The organism is Microbacterium sp. ZXX196, assembly GCF_009709595.1.
Lineage (GTDB): Bacteria > Actinomycetota > Actinomycetes > Actinomycetales > Microbacteriaceae > Microbacterium > Microbacterium excoecariae.
Genome location: NZ_WMEE01000009.1, coordinates 48,063 through 63,067, shown reverse-complemented (window position 1 = coordinate 63,067; position 15,005 = coordinate 48,063). Strand labels below are relative to the sequence as shown.

14 protein-coding genes are annotated in these 15,005 nt (G+C 71.5%); all 14 read left to right on the top strand.

Annotation, left to right across the window (positions count from 1 at the left end):
- The first annotated feature begins 20 nt into the window (after window positions 1–20).
- The 14 genes from rsmH (at window position 21) to GJQ66_RS09185 (ending at window position 14,986) form a co-directional block, all read left to right on the top strand.
- Window positions 21–974 (top strand): 16S rRNA (cytosine(1402)-N(4))-methyltransferase RsmH, encoded by a 954-nt coding sequence (gene rsmH, locus GJQ66_RS09250; RefSeq protein WP_155049042.1) that lies wholly within the window; start codon window positions 21–23, stop codon window positions 972–974.
- Window positions 971–1,549 carry a hypothetical protein gene (locus GJQ66_RS09245; RefSeq protein ID WP_155049041.1) on the top strand — a complete coding sequence of 193 codons (579 nt, stop codon included), beginning with the start codon at window positions 971–973 and terminating at the stop codon, window positions 1,547–1,549. The genes rsmH and GJQ66_RS09245 overlap by 4 nt, the downstream gene beginning before the upstream one ends.
- A gap of 27 nt (window positions 1,550–1,576) precedes the next feature.
- The gene (locus GJQ66_RS09240) at window positions 1,577–3,370 is read left to right on the top strand and encodes a penicillin-binding protein 2 (RefSeq protein ID WP_155049040.1); all 1,794 of its coding nucleotides are present in this window, start codon (window positions 1,577–1,579) and stop codon (window positions 3,368–3,370) included.
- Window positions 3,371–3,400: 30 nt separating this feature from the next.
- Entirely contained in the window at window positions 3,401–4,816 is a 1,416-nt protein-coding gene (murF, locus tag GJQ66_RS09235; RefSeq protein ID WP_155049039.1) for a UDP-N-acetylmuramoyl-tripeptide--D-alanyl-D-alanine ligase, read from the top strand.
- The gene (gene mraY / locus GJQ66_RS09230; RefSeq protein ID WP_368732835.1) at window positions 4,813–5,925 is read left to right on the top strand and encodes a phospho-N-acetylmuramoyl-pentapeptide-transferase; all 1,113 of its coding nucleotides are present in this window, start codon (window positions 4,813–4,815) and stop codon (window positions 5,923–5,925) included. The genes murF and mraY overlap by 4 nt, the downstream gene beginning before the upstream one ends.
- Window positions 5,922–7,469, top strand: coding sequence for a UDP-N-acetylmuramoyl-L-alanine--D-glutamate ligase (murD, locus tag GJQ66_RS09225; RefSeq protein ID WP_155049038.1), 1,548 nt, complete (start codon window positions 5,922–5,924; stop codon window positions 7,467–7,469). Before mraY ends, murD begins: the two co-directional genes overlap by 4 nt.
- Window positions 7,435–8,664, top strand: a complete 1,230-nt coding sequence (ftsW, locus tag GJQ66_RS09220; RefSeq protein ID WP_155049037.1) for a putative lipid II flippase FtsW — start codon at window positions 7,435–7,437, stop codon at window positions 8,662–8,664. Before murD ends, ftsW begins: the two co-directional genes overlap by 35 nt.
- Window positions 8,661–9,755: a glycosyltransferase gene (locus GJQ66_RS09215; RefSeq protein ID WP_368732834.1), complete on the top strand. Its 1,095-nt coding sequence runs from the start codon at window positions 8,661–8,663 to the stop codon at window positions 9,753–9,755. Before ftsW ends, GJQ66_RS09215 begins: the two co-directional genes overlap by 4 nt.
- Window positions 9,752–11,158: a UDP-N-acetylmuramate--L-alanine ligase gene (murC, locus tag GJQ66_RS09210; RefSeq protein WP_155049036.1), complete on the top strand. Its 1,407-nt coding sequence runs from the start codon at window positions 9,752–9,754 to the stop codon at window positions 11,156–11,158. Before GJQ66_RS09215 ends, murC begins: the two co-directional genes overlap by 4 nt.
- Window positions 11,159–11,165: 7 nt before the next feature.
- Complete coding sequence (locus GJQ66_RS09205) at window positions 11,166–12,077, top strand: FtsQ-type POTRA domain-containing protein (protein ID WP_155049035.1); 912 nt, start codon at window positions 11,166–11,168, stop codon at window positions 12,075–12,077.
- A 167-nt stretch (window positions 12,078–12,244) separates the two neighbouring features.
- Window positions 12,245–13,426 carry a cell division protein FtsZ gene (gene ftsZ, locus GJQ66_RS09200; RefSeq protein ID WP_155049034.1) on the top strand — a complete coding sequence of 394 codons (1,182 nt, stop codon included), beginning with the start codon at window positions 12,245–12,247 and terminating at the stop codon, window positions 13,424–13,426.
- Window positions 13,423–14,106 (top strand): YggS family pyridoxal phosphate-dependent enzyme, encoded by a 684-nt coding sequence (locus GJQ66_RS09195; protein ID WP_368732833.1) that lies wholly within the window; start codon window positions 13,423–13,425, stop codon window positions 14,104–14,106. Before ftsZ ends, GJQ66_RS09195 begins: the two co-directional genes overlap by 4 nt.
- Before the next feature lie 36 nt (window positions 14,107–14,142).
- Entirely contained in the window at window positions 14,143–14,607 is a 465-nt protein-coding gene (locus tag GJQ66_RS09190; RefSeq protein WP_155049033.1) for a cell division protein SepF, read from the top strand.
- Window positions 14,608–14,680: 73 nt separating this feature from the next.
- Window positions 14,681–14,986: a YggT family protein gene (locus tag GJQ66_RS09185; protein ID WP_166316985.1), complete on the top strand. Its 306-nt coding sequence runs from the start codon at window positions 14,681–14,683 to the stop codon at window positions 14,984–14,986.
- Window positions 14,987–15,005: the final 19 nt, after the last annotated feature.

The window sequence follows — 15,005 nt, the reverse complement described above, 5'->3', positions numbered from 1 at the left end:
AGGCGGGCCACGGACGACCTATGGATCCCCGCGACATTCACATCCCCGTGCTGCTCGAGCGCTGCCTCGAGCTGCTTGCCCCCGCGCTCGAGCGCGACGGCGCCGTCTACGTCGACGGCACCCTCGGCATGGGCGGCCACGCCGAGGCCGTCCTCTCCCGCCACCCGAACGCGGTCCTAGTCGGGATGGATCGCGATACCCAGGCGCTGGGGCTGGCGGGCGCGCGACTGGCCCCCTTCGGGGACCGCGTGCACCTCGTGCACACCGTGTACGACGGGATCCGCGCGGCGCTCGATCAGGCCGAGATCGCGCGCGCCGACGGGATCCTCTACGACCTGGGGGTGTCCTCGCTGCAGCTCGACGAGGCGGACCGCGGCTTCGCGTACGCGCAGGACGCACCGCTCGACATGCGGATGGACCAATCCGCTGGCCGCACCGCCGCGGACGTCCTCGCGACCTACGGCGAGGGCGACCTGCGGCGCATCTTCGAGCGATACGGCGAGGAGAAACTGGCGGGACGATACGCCCGCGCGATCGTCGCGGCGCGGCAGAACGGATCCATCGCGCGATCGGGGGATCTCGTCGACATCCTCCAGGGCGCCACTCCCGCCGCGCTGAAGAACGCGGGGCACCCCGCCAAGCGCGTCTTCCAGGCGCTCCGCATCGAGGTCAACGGCGAGCTCGAGGCCCTCGAGCGCGCGATCCCGGCGGCTCTGGACGCGCTCACGGTGGGTGGGCGGCTCGTCGTGATGAGCTATCAGTCGCTCGAGGATCGCTTCATCAAGCGCCTCTTTGCGGAGGCGACGGCGTCGTCCGCCCCTCCCGGCCTCCCCGTCGAGCTCCCGGAGCACCAGCCGCGATTTCGTCTCCTTGTCCGCGGCGCGGAGCGCGCGGGTGAGGCCGAGGCGCAGGCCAACCCGCGCGCGCTGCCCGTGCGCCTGCGCGCCATCGAACGCATCCGGGAGGACCGATGAGCATCGCACACGCCGACCTCCTGCCGCAGCCGCACCGCCCGCGGCCGGAGGCGCCCGAGCGCGGTCTGCGCGCCGTGCCGCGGGCCGAGAGGCGGCGGCGCCCGCGCGTCGCGTACGCCGCGGTCGCGGTCACGGGAGCCGTGCTCATCGCGGCCGCCCAGCTCGGCGTCTCTATCCTCACGGCGCAGGGCAGTTACGAGCTCGCGGGGCTCGAGCAACAGCAGCGCCAGCTGACGCTCGATCGGCAGGAGCTCGCGGACGACGTGGCGGGCCTGGCCTCGCCGCAGTACCTCGCCGCGAATGCCTCGGCGCTGGGAATGGTGATCGATTCCTCCCCGAGCTACCTGCGCCTGAGTGACGCCGCGATCACGGGATCCGGCGCGCCCGCGGGCGATCAGTCGACCGTGAACGTCCAGTCGGGCAACGCCGCGGCCAACGCGCTCATCGCCGACACGCCGCTCGTGACCGACCGCGGGGCCACCCTCGGCGGCGGGGGCGCGGAGAACGCCGCGGCGGAGGAGACGCCCGTCGCTCCGCCGCTCGAAGACGGCCTGCCCGTCCCGACCACGCACTAGCCCTTTCTTCCCGAGACGAGGATCGCGATGAACACTCCGGTCAGCCACACGGCGCGGCGCCGCACGAGCATCGCGGCCGTCGTCGTGCTGATCGTGCTGATCGCGTTCGTCGTGCGCCTGTTCGACATCCAGGTCGTCCGAGCGCAGGAGCTGATCGACGACTCGTACAAGACGGCGAACTTTGTCAGCACCGACACGATCCTCGGTGTGCGCGGCTCGATCGTCGACTCCGAGGGCCAGGTGCTCGCGAGCAGCACCGTCCGCTACCACATGAACGTCGATCCCGCCGTCGCGGACGACGTCACCCGCTACGACGAGGCCGGCGAGAAGTACGTCGAGACGTGGGGGCACCTCGCCGAGCGCATCGGCGACGTCCTCGGCATGACGGGCGCGGAGGTCGAACAGGTCGTCGACGACGCGCTGGCGGCCAACCCTGACTCTCGGTACGCGCGGGTGGAGAGCGGCATCACGACGGAGCAGTATCGCGCGCTCCTGGAGCTCGACGCGCCCATGCTGACGTTCGAGCAGCAGAAGTCCCGCACCTATCCGAACGGCGCCGTCGCCGGAAACCTCGTCGGCTTCACGAGCACGGACGAGGAGCCGCTCGCGGGGTACGAGCTCATGCAGGACGCCTGCCTCGCGTCGACCGACGGGTCGGTGCAGTATCAGACCTCGGGCGATCGCGGCGTGCGGATCCCCGGGACCACGGTCGAGACGCCGGCAACGGACGGCGGCACCCTCCAGCTCACGATCGACACCGACCTCAGCTGGTATCTCCTGCAGATGCTCAAGGAGGAGGTCGAGGCGCAGCGGGCGCAGGCGGGGTCGATCATGGTCGTCGAGGTGGAGACCGGCGAGGTCAAGGCCGCGGTGGACTATCCGACGCTCGACCCGAACGATCCGCAGGCGGTCGACGCCTCCGAGCGCGGCGCGTCCGTGTTCACCCGGACCTTCGAGCCGGGATCCACGTTCAAGGCGATTACGACGGCGACGGTCTTGGACCAGGGGGCGGCGACGCCGCTCACTCCCGTCGATGCGTCGGGATACGAAGAGTTCGACAACGGCGCCGCCGTCGGCGACTCCTACGCGCACGGGGTCTTCCACTACACGCTGACGGGCGCGATGGTCGACTCGTCGAACGTCGCGCTGTCGAAGATCGGATCCCTCGTGCCCGCCGAGACGCGCTACGACTACCTGAAGGCGTTCGGCGTGGGGGAGAAGACGTCGATCGACTTCCTCGGCGAGGGCACGGGCGTGCTGCGCCCGTCCGAAGAGTGGGACAACCAGACCTACTACGCGACCACCTTCGGTCAGGGCTACACGGTCACGATGCCGCAGGTCGTCAGTGCCTACCAGACGCTCGCGAACGGCGGCGTGCGGATTCCGCTGAGCATCGTCGACTCGTGCACCGCGGCCGACGGCACCGTGACCTCTCCCGACCTCCCCGACGAGCAGCGGGTCGTCAGCGAGGACGCGGCCGACACGACCGTCGACATCCTCGAGAACGTGGCCAACGCGGGCTCGGTGTCCGACCTCATCCAGGTGCCGGGCTACCGCATCGCCGCGAAGACGGGAACGGCGCAGAAGTCGGATGGCAACGGCGGATATAAGAGCGGCGTCTACTTCACGAGCCTCGTCGGTATGGCCCCGGCGGACGATCCTCAGTACATCGTCATGGTGAGCCTCGACGAGCCGCGTAGAGTAACGTCGTCTGCGGCCACGGCCCCGGCGTTCCAGAAGGCCATGACGCAGGTGCTCAAGACGTACCGCGTCCCGCCGTCGGACGAGCCCTTCGAGCCGCTTCCCCAGTTCACGGATTGACGCGCGTCTCGCGCGAAGGACCAGCACGTTATGATCGCTCTTTCACTCTCCGAGATCGCGGCCGCCGTTGACGGCGAGCTGCACCTCGTGGGCGCGGACACGCCCGCCTCGCGCGTGTCCGGCGCCGTCGACACCGACTCGCGCCTCGTCGGACCGGGCGACATCTTCGCCGCCAAGCCGGGGGAGGTCACGGACGGTCATCTCTTCGTCGCGACCGCGGCGTCCGCCGGGGCGGCGCTCGCGATCGTCGAGCGCGTCGTGCCCGAGGCGGAGTGCTCCCAGGTCGTCGTGCCGGACGTGGTGCGGGCCCTCGCCGACCTCGCCCGCGAGGTCGTCGGCCGCGTGCGCGCCCTGGGCCACCTGCGGGTCGCGGGGATCACCGGATCCAACGGCAAGACGACGACGAAGAACATGCTGGCGCGGATCCTCGAGGACGAGGACGAGACCGTCGCGCCCGTGGCGAGCTTCAACAACGCGGTCGGCGCCCCGCTGACGATGCTCCGCGTTACGGAGACGACCCGCTTCCTCGTTTGCGAGTTCGGCGCCGACGCGCCGGGTCAGATCGCCCGGCTCGCGGGGCTCGTGACGCCTGACGTCGTGATCGAGCTCATGGTGGGGCTCTCCCACGCCGGCGGCTTCGGCGGAATCGAGCAGACGGCGGTCGCCAAGCGCGAGCTCGTCGAGGCCGCGCGCCCCGGCGGCGTGGCCGTCCTCAACGCCGACGATCCGCGCGTCGCGGCGATGGCACCGGCGGCCGCCGAGCGCGGCCTGAGCGTGCGGTGGTTCGGCCGCGGCGAGGACGCGGACGTCCGCGCCGAGGACGTGCGCGTCACGCCGCACGGCACCGACACGCGGCTCGTCGTGGACGGTGAGCGGTTCGACATGCACCTGCAGGTCCTCGGCGCGCATCACGTGTCGAACGCGCAGGCGGCGCTGACCGCGGCCGTCGCGCTCGGCGTCGCGCCCGCGGCGGCCGTCGCGCGCCTGGAGTCCGTCGCGCTCGCCGAAAGGTGGCGCATGCAGCCCCTGGGATCCGAGCGCGTGCGGATCATCAACGACGCATACAACGCCAGCCCCGACGCGATGCAGGCCGCCCTGCGCACGCTCGCCGAGATCGCCCAGCCGGGCGAGCGCATGGTGGCGGTGCTCGGCGCGATGAGTGAGCTGGGCGAGCTCGACGTCGAGGAACACCAGAAGATCGGGCTGCTCGCCGTGCGCCTGCGGATCCCGCGCATCGTCGTCGTCGGCCGCGAGGCGCGCCCGCTTTACCTGGCGGCCATCGCCGAGGGGTCCTGGAGCGACGAGGCCGTGTTCTTCGAGACCGCGGACGAGGCCTTCGCGTACCTCGCCGATGAGCTCGTCGACGGCGATCGCGTGCTCGTCAAGTCGTCCAACGCCGCGGGCCTGAGGTTCCTCGGCGACCGTCTGGGAGAATTGTTCGCGTGAGATCACTACTGGCAGCGGCGGCGATCTCGCTCGCGTTCACGCTGATCCTGACCCCCGTCTTCTTCCGGCTCTTCCGGACGTGGGGGTGGGGGCAGGTCATCCGCACGGACGGCGAGGGCTTCAACGCGCCCAAGCACGAGACGAAGCGCGGCACGCTCACGATGGGCGGCGTCATCTTCATCCTCGGCACGATCGTGGGGTATCTCGCCGGCACCTTCGCGGGCGGTAACCCCCCGACGCTGTCGGGCTGGCTCGTCCTGTGGGCGATGCTCGGCTTTGGCACCGTGGGCTTCATCGACGACTACATGAAGGTCAAGATGCAGCACTACGCCGGCCTGTCGGGCTGGAAGAAGATCGCCGGGCAGATCATCGTCATGGTCCCCTTCGGCGTCGTCGCCCTGAACTTCCCCAACAGCGCGGAGCAGACCCCGGGCAGCCCGTACGTGTCGTTCATCCGCGACATCGACGTGCTCTCGTTCATGGCGCTGACGCCCGTGCTCGGGTGGCTGCTCTACCTCGCGTGGCTGTCGCTCCTCGGCACGGGCTTCTCGAACTCCGTTAACCTCACCGACGGGCTGGACGGGCTGGCCGCCGGCGCCGGGATCTTCGTCGTTGGCGCGTACAGCCTTATCGCGTTCTGGCAGTTCAACCAGGCGTGCGCGGGCGTCGGCACGGCGCCCGATAACCTCGCCGCCTGCTATCAGGTCCGCGACCCGCTCGACCTCGCGATCGTGTCGGCGTCGTTCGCGGGCGCGCTCGTCGGCTTCCTCTGGTGGAACGCCCCGCGCGCGAAGATCTTCATGGGTGACGTCGGGTCGATGGCGATCGGCGGCGTCGTGGCCGCCATGGCGATCCTGACCCGCACCGAGCTTCTCGGCGTGCTGATCGCAGGCCTGTTCGTCATGGCGAGCGGATCCGTGATCCTGCAGCGGATCTACTTCAAGATCACGGGCGGGCGCCGCCTGTTCCTCATGAGCCCCGTGCACCATCACTTCGAGCTGCGCGGGTGGCCGGAGACGACGATCGTCGTGCGCTTCTGGATCATCGCGGGCCTCTTCGCCGTCACGGGCGTCGGCCTGCTCTACATCGAATGGCTCTCGCGCGTATGACCGATGATGTGACCACGCGACTCGACTCGCTCACGAGCTGGCGGTCGGACTGGGCGGGTCTGAGGGTCGCCGTCCTGGGACTCGCGGCGACCGGGTTCTCCGTCGCGGACACGCTCGCCGAACTCGGCGCGGACGTGCTCGTCGTGACGGAGCAGGCGCCCGAGGAGTACGCGGGGCTGCTGCCCGTCATCGGGGCTCGGCTCCACGAGGGGTCGCTCGACGAGGCACCCGAGGAGCTCGTCCGCTTCGCACCCGAGGTCGTCGTGGCGTCGCCGGGGTTCTCGCCGGCTCACCCCGTGATCCGCTGGGTGCGCGAGCGGGGGATCGCGCTGTGGGGCGACATCGAGCTGGCGTGGCGCGTGCGCGACAAGGTCGTGCGCGCCGACGGCACGCCCGCCGAGTGGATCCTCGTGACGGGGACCAACGGCAAGACGACGACGACGCGCCTCGCGGCCACGATGCTCGTCGAGGCGGGGCTGCGCGCCGCGCCGTGCGGCAACATCGGCGTTCCCGTGCTCGACGCGGTGCGGGATCCGGCCGGGTTCGATGTCTTCGTCGTCGAGCTGTCGAGCCACCAGCTCTGGTACCTCGGGCTGTCGGACGGCGTCGGGGCGCCCGTCCCCGCCGCCGCGACCTGCCTCAACCTCGCCGACGACCACCTCGAGTGGCACGGGTCCTTCGCCGCCTACCGCGACGCGAAGGCGGTGGTCTATCGCTACACGCGCATCGCCTGTGTGTACAACAAGGCGGATGTCGCCACGCGCCGGATGGTCGAGGAGGCGGACGTCACCGAGGGCGCGCGCGCCGTCGGATTCGACCTCGGCGTGCCCGGGCCGAGCGACGTGGGCGTCGTGGACGGGATCCTCGCCGACCGCGCGTTCGTCGAGAACCGCCGGACGTCGGCGGCGGAGCTCGTCACCCTCGAGGAGCTGGGCGCCCGCGGGCTCTCCGCGCCTCACGTCGTTCAGAACGTCCTCGCCGCCGCCGCGCTCGCGCGCGCCGTGGGCGCCGAGCCCGCCGCGATCCGCCGGGCGCTCGCGACCTTCGCCCTGGATCCGCACCGCGCGCAGCTCGTCGCGCAGGCGGGGGGCGTGTTGTGGGTCGACGACTCGAAGGCGACCAACCCGCACGCGGCCATCGCCTCGCTCACGGCGTACCCGGGGTGCGTGTGGATCGTCGGCGGGCTGTTCAAGGGCGTGGACATCGACGCGCTGATCGCCGAGCGCGGAGCATCGGTGTCCGCGGCGGTCGTCATCGGCGTCGACCGGTCCCCGGTCGTCGAGGCGTTCGCGCGACACGCGCCGGACGTTCCCGTGATCGAGGTCGACGACGCTCAGACTGATTCCGTGATGAGGCGCGCCGTGGATCGCGCGGCGGAGGCCGCGGCATCGGGCGGCGCCGTCCTGCTCGCACCGGCGGCGGCCTCCTTCGACCAGTTCGCGAGCTACGGCGAACGCGGGGACAGGTTCCAGGAGGCGGTGCGGGACCGGATCGAGAGGGGAAGGCCGGATGACCTCGACGGCGCGGCCCCCGCGGGCGACTGACACCCCCGCCATGCGCGCGCGCGTCTCCCTGGGGCGCGCGATCGGACCGCTGTCGGTCGAGTTCCTCCTGATCCTCTCGTCCGTGCTGTTCCTCACGGTCTTCGGCGTCGTCATGATTTTCTCGGCGACGACGGTCGAGTCGATCGCGGAGACGGGCAGCCCCTTTAACGACGGCATGGGGCACCTCGTGTACGCCGCCGTGGGGATCCCGCTCATGCTCATCGTGAGCCGCCTGCCGGTCGCCTGGCTTCGCCGGCTCGCTTGGCCCGGCCTCGTCATCGGGCTGGTCCTGCAGCTGCTGGTGTTCACGCCGCTCGGCTTCGAGTTCGGCGGCAACCGCAACTGGCTGGACCTCGGCGCCGTCACGGTGCAGCCGTCCGAGTTTCTGAAGCTCGCCCTCGCTCTCTGGATGGCGCTGGTGCTGTACCGCAAGCGCGACCGCCTCGACAGCTTCTGGCAGGTCGCGATCCCGCTGCTTCCCGTGGCCCTCCTCGCCATGGGGACGGTCCTCGCTGGCGAGGACCTCGGCACCGTCATGATCATGGCGCTCATCGTCCTGGGCGCGATGTTTTTCGCGGGCGTCCGGCTGCGCATGCTCCTCCCGCTCATCCTGGGCGGCGTGCTGGCGGTCGGTTTCATGGCGCTCACCAGCACCAACCGCCTCACGCGCATCATGAGCGTGCTCGACCAGGACTGCCTGGACGACTACCTCGGGACCTGCTATCAGCCGCTGCACGCGATGTGGGGGCTGGCTGGCGGCGGCCTCCTCGGCCTCGGGCTCGGCAACTCGAAGGAGAAGTACAACTGGCTGCCCGCCGCGGCCGACGACTACATCTTCGCGATCGTCGGCGAGGAGCTCGGGCTCCTCGGCTGCGTCGTCGTCCTCGCGCTGTTCGCGGTCCTCGCGGTCGGCACGTTCCGCATCGTGCGCCGCACCGACGACCTGTTCGCGCGCGTCGCGGCCGGCGGCATCGGCGTCTGGATCATCGGCCAGGCGCTCGTCAACATCGGCGTCGTCCTGCGGATCTTCCCCGCGCTCGGCGTGCCTCTGCCGTTCCTCTCGGCGGGCGGATCCTCCCTCATCGCGGTCCTGCTCGCCTCGGGAATCCTGCTGAGCCTCGCGCGCACCCTCCCGGACGGGGCCCGGCCCGTCGGAGCCGTGCCGGCGCCGCTCCGGCGTAAGATCGTCCGGTGACGACGTACCTCCTCGCCGGTGGCGGAACCGCCGGGCACGTGAACCCCATGCTCGCCGTGGCGGACGGCCTCCGGGCGCGCCGACCCGACGACGAGGTGCTCATCCTCGGCACGGCGGAGGGCCTCGAGTCCCGCCTCGTGCCGGAGCGCGGATACGAGCTGCTCGTCGTTCCCAAGGTCCCGTTCCCGCGCCGCCCGAACGGCGCCGCCCTGCGCTTCCCGGCGCGCTTCGCGCGGGCGGTGCGCACCGCGCGCGGCTACCTCGCGGACCGCGGCGTCGACGTCGTGCTCGGCGTCGGCGGCTACGCCGCGGCGCCCGCTTACGTCGCGGCCCACCGCGCGGGGATCCCCGCGGTGGTCCACGAGGCGAACGCCCGGCCCGGGCTCGCGAACGTCCTAGGCGCGCGGTCGGCGTCCGCCGTGGGCGTCGCGTTCCCCGGCACCCGGATCCGCGGGGCGGAGGTCGTCGGGATGCCGCTGCGCCCCGAGATCGTCGGCCTCGACCGCGCGGCTCGCCGCGCCGAGGCCGCGGCGCATTTCGGCCTCGACGCCGAGCGCCCCGTCCTCCTGGTCTTCGGGGGATCCCTCGGGGCGCGCCGCCTCAACGACACCCTCGGGCAGTCCTGGCGCGACGTGCGGGACGCGGGCTGGCAGATCCTCCACGTCACGGGGGAGCGCAGTGACCTCGCCGACCCGGGCGTTCCCGGGTATGTCCTGCGGCGCTACGTCGACCGCATGGACCTCGCGTTCGCGCTCGCCGACCTCATCGTCGCGCGCTCCGGCGCCTCGACGGTCTCCGAGGTCTCGGCGCTCGGCATCCCCGCCGTGTATGTGCCCTATCCCGTCGGCAACGGCGAGCAGCGCCTCAACGCCGCGTCGGCGGTCGCGGCCGGCGCCGCGCGGCTCGTCGAGGACGGCGCCTTCACCCCGGCCTACGTCCGCGACGAGCTGGTGCCGCTCCTCGGCGACCGCGACGCCATCGCGCAGATGGCGCGCTCCGCCGAGGGCGCGGGAACCCGCCGCGGCACCGAGAACGTCATCGCCCACCTCGACAAGGCGCTTTCCGCGCGAGGGGAGAACTCCCGCCCATGATCGCTCCCGATCTCACCGTTCCGATCCCCGAGACGATCGGATCCGTCCACTTCATCGGGATCGGCGGATCCGGCATCTCGGGGCTGGCGCGCATGTTCCTGCAGGCGGGCATTCCCGTGTCCGGCTCGGACCGCTCCGAGAGCCAGAACACGCGCGACCTCGCGGACCTCGGCGCGCGCGTGGCGATCGGACACGACGCCGCGCACCTCGGCGACGTCGACGCGGTCGTCTACACCGGTGCGATCTGGCCCGAGAACCCCGAGTTCCTCGCGGCGAAGGAGCGCGGGATCCCCGTGCTGCATCGGTCGCAGGCGCTGAAGTACCTCATCGCGGGGCGCCGCCTGGTCTCCGTCGCCGGAGCCCACGGCAAGACGACGTCGACGGGCATGATCGTGACCGGTCTCGCCGGTCTGGGCACCGATCCGAGTTTCGTCAACGGCGGCGTGATCCAGCAGTACGGCGTCTCGAGCCGCGCGGGGGCGGACGACCTCTTCGTCGTCGAGGCCGACGAGTCGGACGGCACGTTCCTCCTCTACGACACCTCCGTCGCGCTCATCACGAACGTCGACGCGGACCACCTGGACCACTACGGCTCGCACGAGGCGTTCGACGCCGCGTTCGTGCGATTCGCCGATGCGGCGCGTGAGGCCGTGGTCATTTCGTCCGACGACGCGGGGGCCAGGCGCGTCCGCGCGCAGCTGACCCACGCGAACGTGGTCACCTTCGGAGAGTCCGCGGACGCCGACGTGCGCGTCTCCGACGTCGCAGCCTCGGGGCCCGTCTCGTTCGCCCTCCACGCCGGCGGCGAACGGGTCGACGTGACGCTGCGCGTGCCGGGGCATCACAACGCGCTCAACGCCGCGGGCGCCGTCGCGGTACTCCTGTCACTCGGGCACCCCCTCGCGGAGTCCGCGCGCGCCGTCGCCGGGTTCGGCGGCACGGTGCGCCGCTTCGAGCTGCACGGCGTGCGTCGCGGCGTCAGCGTCTTCGACGACTACGCGCACCACCCGACCGAGGTCGACGCCGCGCTGTCCGCCGCGCGCACGGTCGTCGGATCCGGACGGATCATCGCCGTGCACCAGCCGCACACGTACTCCCGAACGCGCCTGATGTCCGGCGAGTTCGCCCGCGTCCTCGAGGATCGCGCCGACCACACGGTCGTGCTCGACGTCTACGGCGCGCGCGAGGACCCGATCCCCGGCGTGACCGGCGCGCTCGTCGAGCAGGCGTTCCGGGACCGGGCGGGGGTGTCCTACGTGCCGGACTGGGATGCGGCGGCGTCCCGCGTCGCCGATATCGCGCGCGAGGGCGACTACGTCGTCACGCTCGGCTGCGGCGACGTCTACCGGATCATCCCGCAGGTGCTCGCCGCGCTCGAGCGCGGCGGCGACGCCGCCGAGTGAGCCGCGCGTGAAGCGCCCCGGTCCGCTCCCGCCGTCCGAGCGGCGCGAGGTCCCGGATCCGCTCCCGCGTGCCGGCGCGGAGGACACCGCCCGCGCACACGAGGGGATCGACGACGCGCGGGGGGCCGGTTCCCCGCCGTTCGGCGCGCGCTGGGCCGAGCGCGTCCGCCTCTGGTTCGCCGACCGCCGGGCGAAGAACGCGGAGCGCTCGGAGGTGCGCCGCTTCACGGTGCGCGCGCGCCGGCGGCGCCTGACGTGGATCGTGTCGCTCGGCGCGTTCGCGGCGCTGGTCGTGGGAACGTTCGGCGCCGCATACAGCCCGCTGTTCGCGGTCGAGGACATCCGCGTCGCGGGGGCGGACACCGTTTCCGCGGACGACGTCGCGGAGGCCCTGTCCGATCAGGTGGGCAGGCCTCTCCCGCTCGTGGACCACAGCGAGATCCGCGCCGCGCTGCTCGCCTTCCCCCGGATCGAGACGTACACCGTCGAGTCGCTGCCCCCGCACGAGCTCGTCGTCCGGATCGTCGAGCGCACGCCCGTCGCGGTCGTCGCCTCCGACGCCGGGTTCACCACGGTCGACGCCGCCGGCGTCCCGCTGACGACGAGCGACGAGGCGCCGGAGGGGCTCCCGATCGCGGAGGTCGAGGGCGGCGTCGCCTCCGACGCCTTCGCCGCCGTGGGACAGGTCCTGCGCGCCCTGCCGGCGGACCTGGCCGAGCGCGTGACGCGGATCCGCGCCACGAGCCCCGAGGACGTGTCATTCGACCTGCCGGACGGCGGCGGCGTGACGGTCGTGTGGGGGAGCTCGGGAGACACCGCCGAAAAAGTGAAGGTGCTCGAGGCCGGGATGGCGTCGTCGCCCCCCGCCGACGTGTCGACGTACGACGTGTCGTCGGCCGGCGTTCTGGTCGTCAGCTGATCCGCGCGATTTCACCGACACGCCGCGGCGCGCCTCGCGGGAGTCGGGCGCGCGGCACGTACCGTCGAGGACGAGCAGATATATGCCGGTGAATACTTTAACCCTGTAGTTGAGGTTTAAGGTTTCGACTTTGCCGGTTGCAGCCAGGTCCCGTCGATGGAGGCAGCATGAGCCAGAACCAGAACTACCTCGCCGTCATCAAGGTGGTCGGCGTCGGCGGTGGTGGCGTCAACGCCGTCAACCGCATGATCGAGCTCGGGCTGCGCGGCGTCGAGTTCATCGCGATCAACACCGACGCGCAGGCGCTGCTGATGAGCGACGCCGACATCAAGCTCGACGTCGGGCGCGACCTGACCCGCGGCCTCGGCGCCGGCGCCGACCCCGAGGTGGGGCGCCGCGCGGCCGAGGACCACGCGGAGGAGATCGAGCAGGCCCTCGCGGGCGCGGACATGGTGTTCGTGACGGCGGGCGAGGGAGGCGGCACGGGCACCGGCGGCGCGCCCGTGGTGGCGCGGATCGCGAAGTCGATCGGCGCGCTCACGATCGGCGTGGTCACGAAGCCGTTCTCCTTCGAGGGTCGTCGCCGCCAGCAGCAGGCCGAGCAGGGCGTGCAGGTGCTCAAGGAGGAGGTCGACACGCTCATCGTCGTGCCCAACGACCGTCTCCTGGAGATCAGCGACCGCGGTATCTCGATGGTCGAGGCCTTTGCGACCGCCGACCAGGTCCTCCTCGCAGGTGTCCAGGGCATCACCGATCTCATCACCACGCCCGGCCTCATCAACCTCGACTTCGCCGACGTCAAGAGCGTCATGCAGGGTGCGGGGTCCGCGCTCATGGGCATCGGATCCGCGCGCGGCGCCGACCGCGCGATCAAGGCCGCCGAGCTTGCCGTCGAGTCCCCGCTCCTCGAGGCCTCGATCGAGGGCGCGCACGGCGTGCTCCTGTCGATCCAGGGCGGATCCAACCTCGGCATCTTCGAGATCAACGACGCGGCTCGCCTGGTGCAGGAGGCCGCGCACCCCGAGGCGAACATCATCTTCGGAACGGTCATCGACGACACGCTGGGCGACGAGGTGCGCGTGACGGTCGTCGCCGCCGGCTTCGACGGCGGCGAGCCGCAGCCGCGCGCCGAGATTCCGTCCTTCGGCGGTCGGTCGGAGCAGGCGGCGCGCCCGTCGCTCCCCGGCGATCACGTGGCCCCGGCGGCCGAGGCCACGGACGGTGCTGCCCCGGCCGAGGACAGCCGTCCGGAGCCCCAGGCCCCGTCGGTTCCCGCGACCCCCGCTCTCGCCGAGTCGGGCGCGTACGGGGACGACGACGACATCGACATCCCCGAATTCCTGAAGTGACCACGGTCGCCGAGCGCCTCGCCGCCGCGGACGCCGCCATCGCGGCGTCCGCGGCGCGCGCGGGGCGCGATCCGCGGGATCTCACGCGCATCGTGGTGACGAAGTTTCATCCCGCGTCGCTCGTCCGGGAGCTTTCCGGCCTCGGGGTGCGCGACGTCGCGGAGAATCGCCAGCAGGAGCTGACCGCCAAGACGGCCGAGACAGCCGACCTCGCGGGGCTCACCTGGCACTTCGTCGGGCAGGTGCAGACCAAGAAGGCGCGGGCCGTCCGCCGGGCCGCGCGCGTCGTGCACTCGGTCGACCGCGAGCGCCTGGTCGACGCGCTCGATCGCGCGGGCGAGGACGACGCGGCGCTCGACGCCCTGGTCCAGATCAACCTGACCGCGGATCCGAATCGCGGCGGCGTGGATCCGCAGGGGCTCGACGCGCTCGCCGAGCGCATCGCCGGGGCGGACACCCTCCGGCTCCGCGGCGTCATGGCGGTCGCCCCGCTGGGGGAAGAGCCTGCGCGGGCGTTTGACCGGCTCGCCGGATACGCCGCGCGCGTGCGGGGCATCGAGCCTGCGGCGACGTGGGTGTCCGCGGGAATGTCGCAGGACTTCGACGAGGCCATCGCGTGCGGCGCGACACACCTCAGAATCGGTACCGCAATCACGGGCCCGAGGCCGCCGCAGGATTAGCCTTCACACAAGACGAGCACCCAACCGGAGGACGCCATGGCGAACCCGCTCAAGAAGACGATGGTCTACCTCGGCCTCGCCGACGAAGAGGAATACGTCGACGAGCCTGCGGCCCAGGCCCCGTCCCGCACCGCTCACCACGAGGAGAGCCACGATGAAGACAAGCCGGCGCCCGTGACGCCGCTGCGTCGCCCCACGGTCGTGCGCCAGCCCGCGGCGGGATCCGTCAACGAGATCGTGACGGTGCACCCGAAGCAGTACCGCGACGCGCAGCCGATCGCCGAGCACTTCCGCGATGGCCTGCCGGTGATCATCAACGTCTCGCAGATGTCGGACGCCGACGCCCGGCGCCTGATCGACTTCGCGAGCGGCCTGTCAATGGGCCTCTACGGGCGCATCGAGCGCGTGACCAGCAAGGTCTTCCTCCTCAGCCCCGAGAACATCGCCGTCTCGGGTGACGGCGGGATCGCGCCCGCCGACGACGCCGCCTTCGGCAGCTGAGGTCGAGATTTCGCTCGTCGGGCCCGGGGTGCCGTTCGGCGTCGCCGGGCCTTCTCGCGTAGGCTAAATTCTCGTGGCTGTCATCGGGTTCGTCGCGTCGATCCTGCACCTCGTCCTGTCTCTGTACGTCGTGGTGCTGTTCGCGCGCCTCATCCTCGAGTACATCCCGATGTTCAATCGGGAGTGGCGCCCGCGCGGAGGGATGCTCATCGTCTGCGAGATCGTCTACACGCTGACGGATCCGCCGATCCGCTTCTTCCGCCGCCACATTCCGCCGTTGCGCATCGGCGCCATCGCGATCGATCTCGGATTCGCGATCACCATGCTCTTGTGTTTCATCGCGATGTCCATCTTGCGGGTCATCGCGGTGATGTACTGAATTATCATGATGTCCACCA

Coding starts and splice junctions, on each gene's coding strand:
- murC (WP_155049036.1), top strand. CDS start 9,752: ATGATCGCTCCCGATCTCACCGTTCCGATCCCCGAGACGATCGGATCC.
- ftsZ (WP_155049034.1), top strand. CDS start 12,245: ATGAGCCAGAACCAGAACTACCTCGCCGTCATCAAGGTGGTCGGCGTC.
- GJQ66_RS09190 (WP_155049033.1), top strand. CDS start 14,143: ATGGCGAACCCGCTCAAGAAGACGATGGTCTACCTCGGCCTCGCCGAC.
- ftsW (WP_155049037.1), top strand. CDS start 7,435: ATGACCTCGACGGCGCGGCCCCCGCGGGCGACTGACACCCCCGCCATG.
- murF (WP_155049039.1), top strand. CDS start 3,401: ATGATCGCTCTTTCACTCTCCGAGATCGCGGCCGCCGTTGACGGCGAG.
- rsmH (WP_155049042.1), top strand. CDS start 21: ATGGATCCCCGCGACATTCACATCCCCGTGCTGCTCGAGCGCTGCCTC.
- murD (WP_155049038.1), top strand. CDS start 5,922: ATGACCGATGATGTGACCACGCGACTCGACTCGCTCACGAGCTGGCGG.
- GJQ66_RS09240 (WP_155049040.1), top strand. CDS start 1,577: ATGAACACTCCGGTCAGCCACACGGCGCGGCGCCGCACGAGCATCGCG.
- GJQ66_RS09245 (WP_155049041.1), top strand. CDS start 971: ATGAGCATCGCACACGCCGACCTCCTGCCGCAGCCGCACCGCCCGCGG.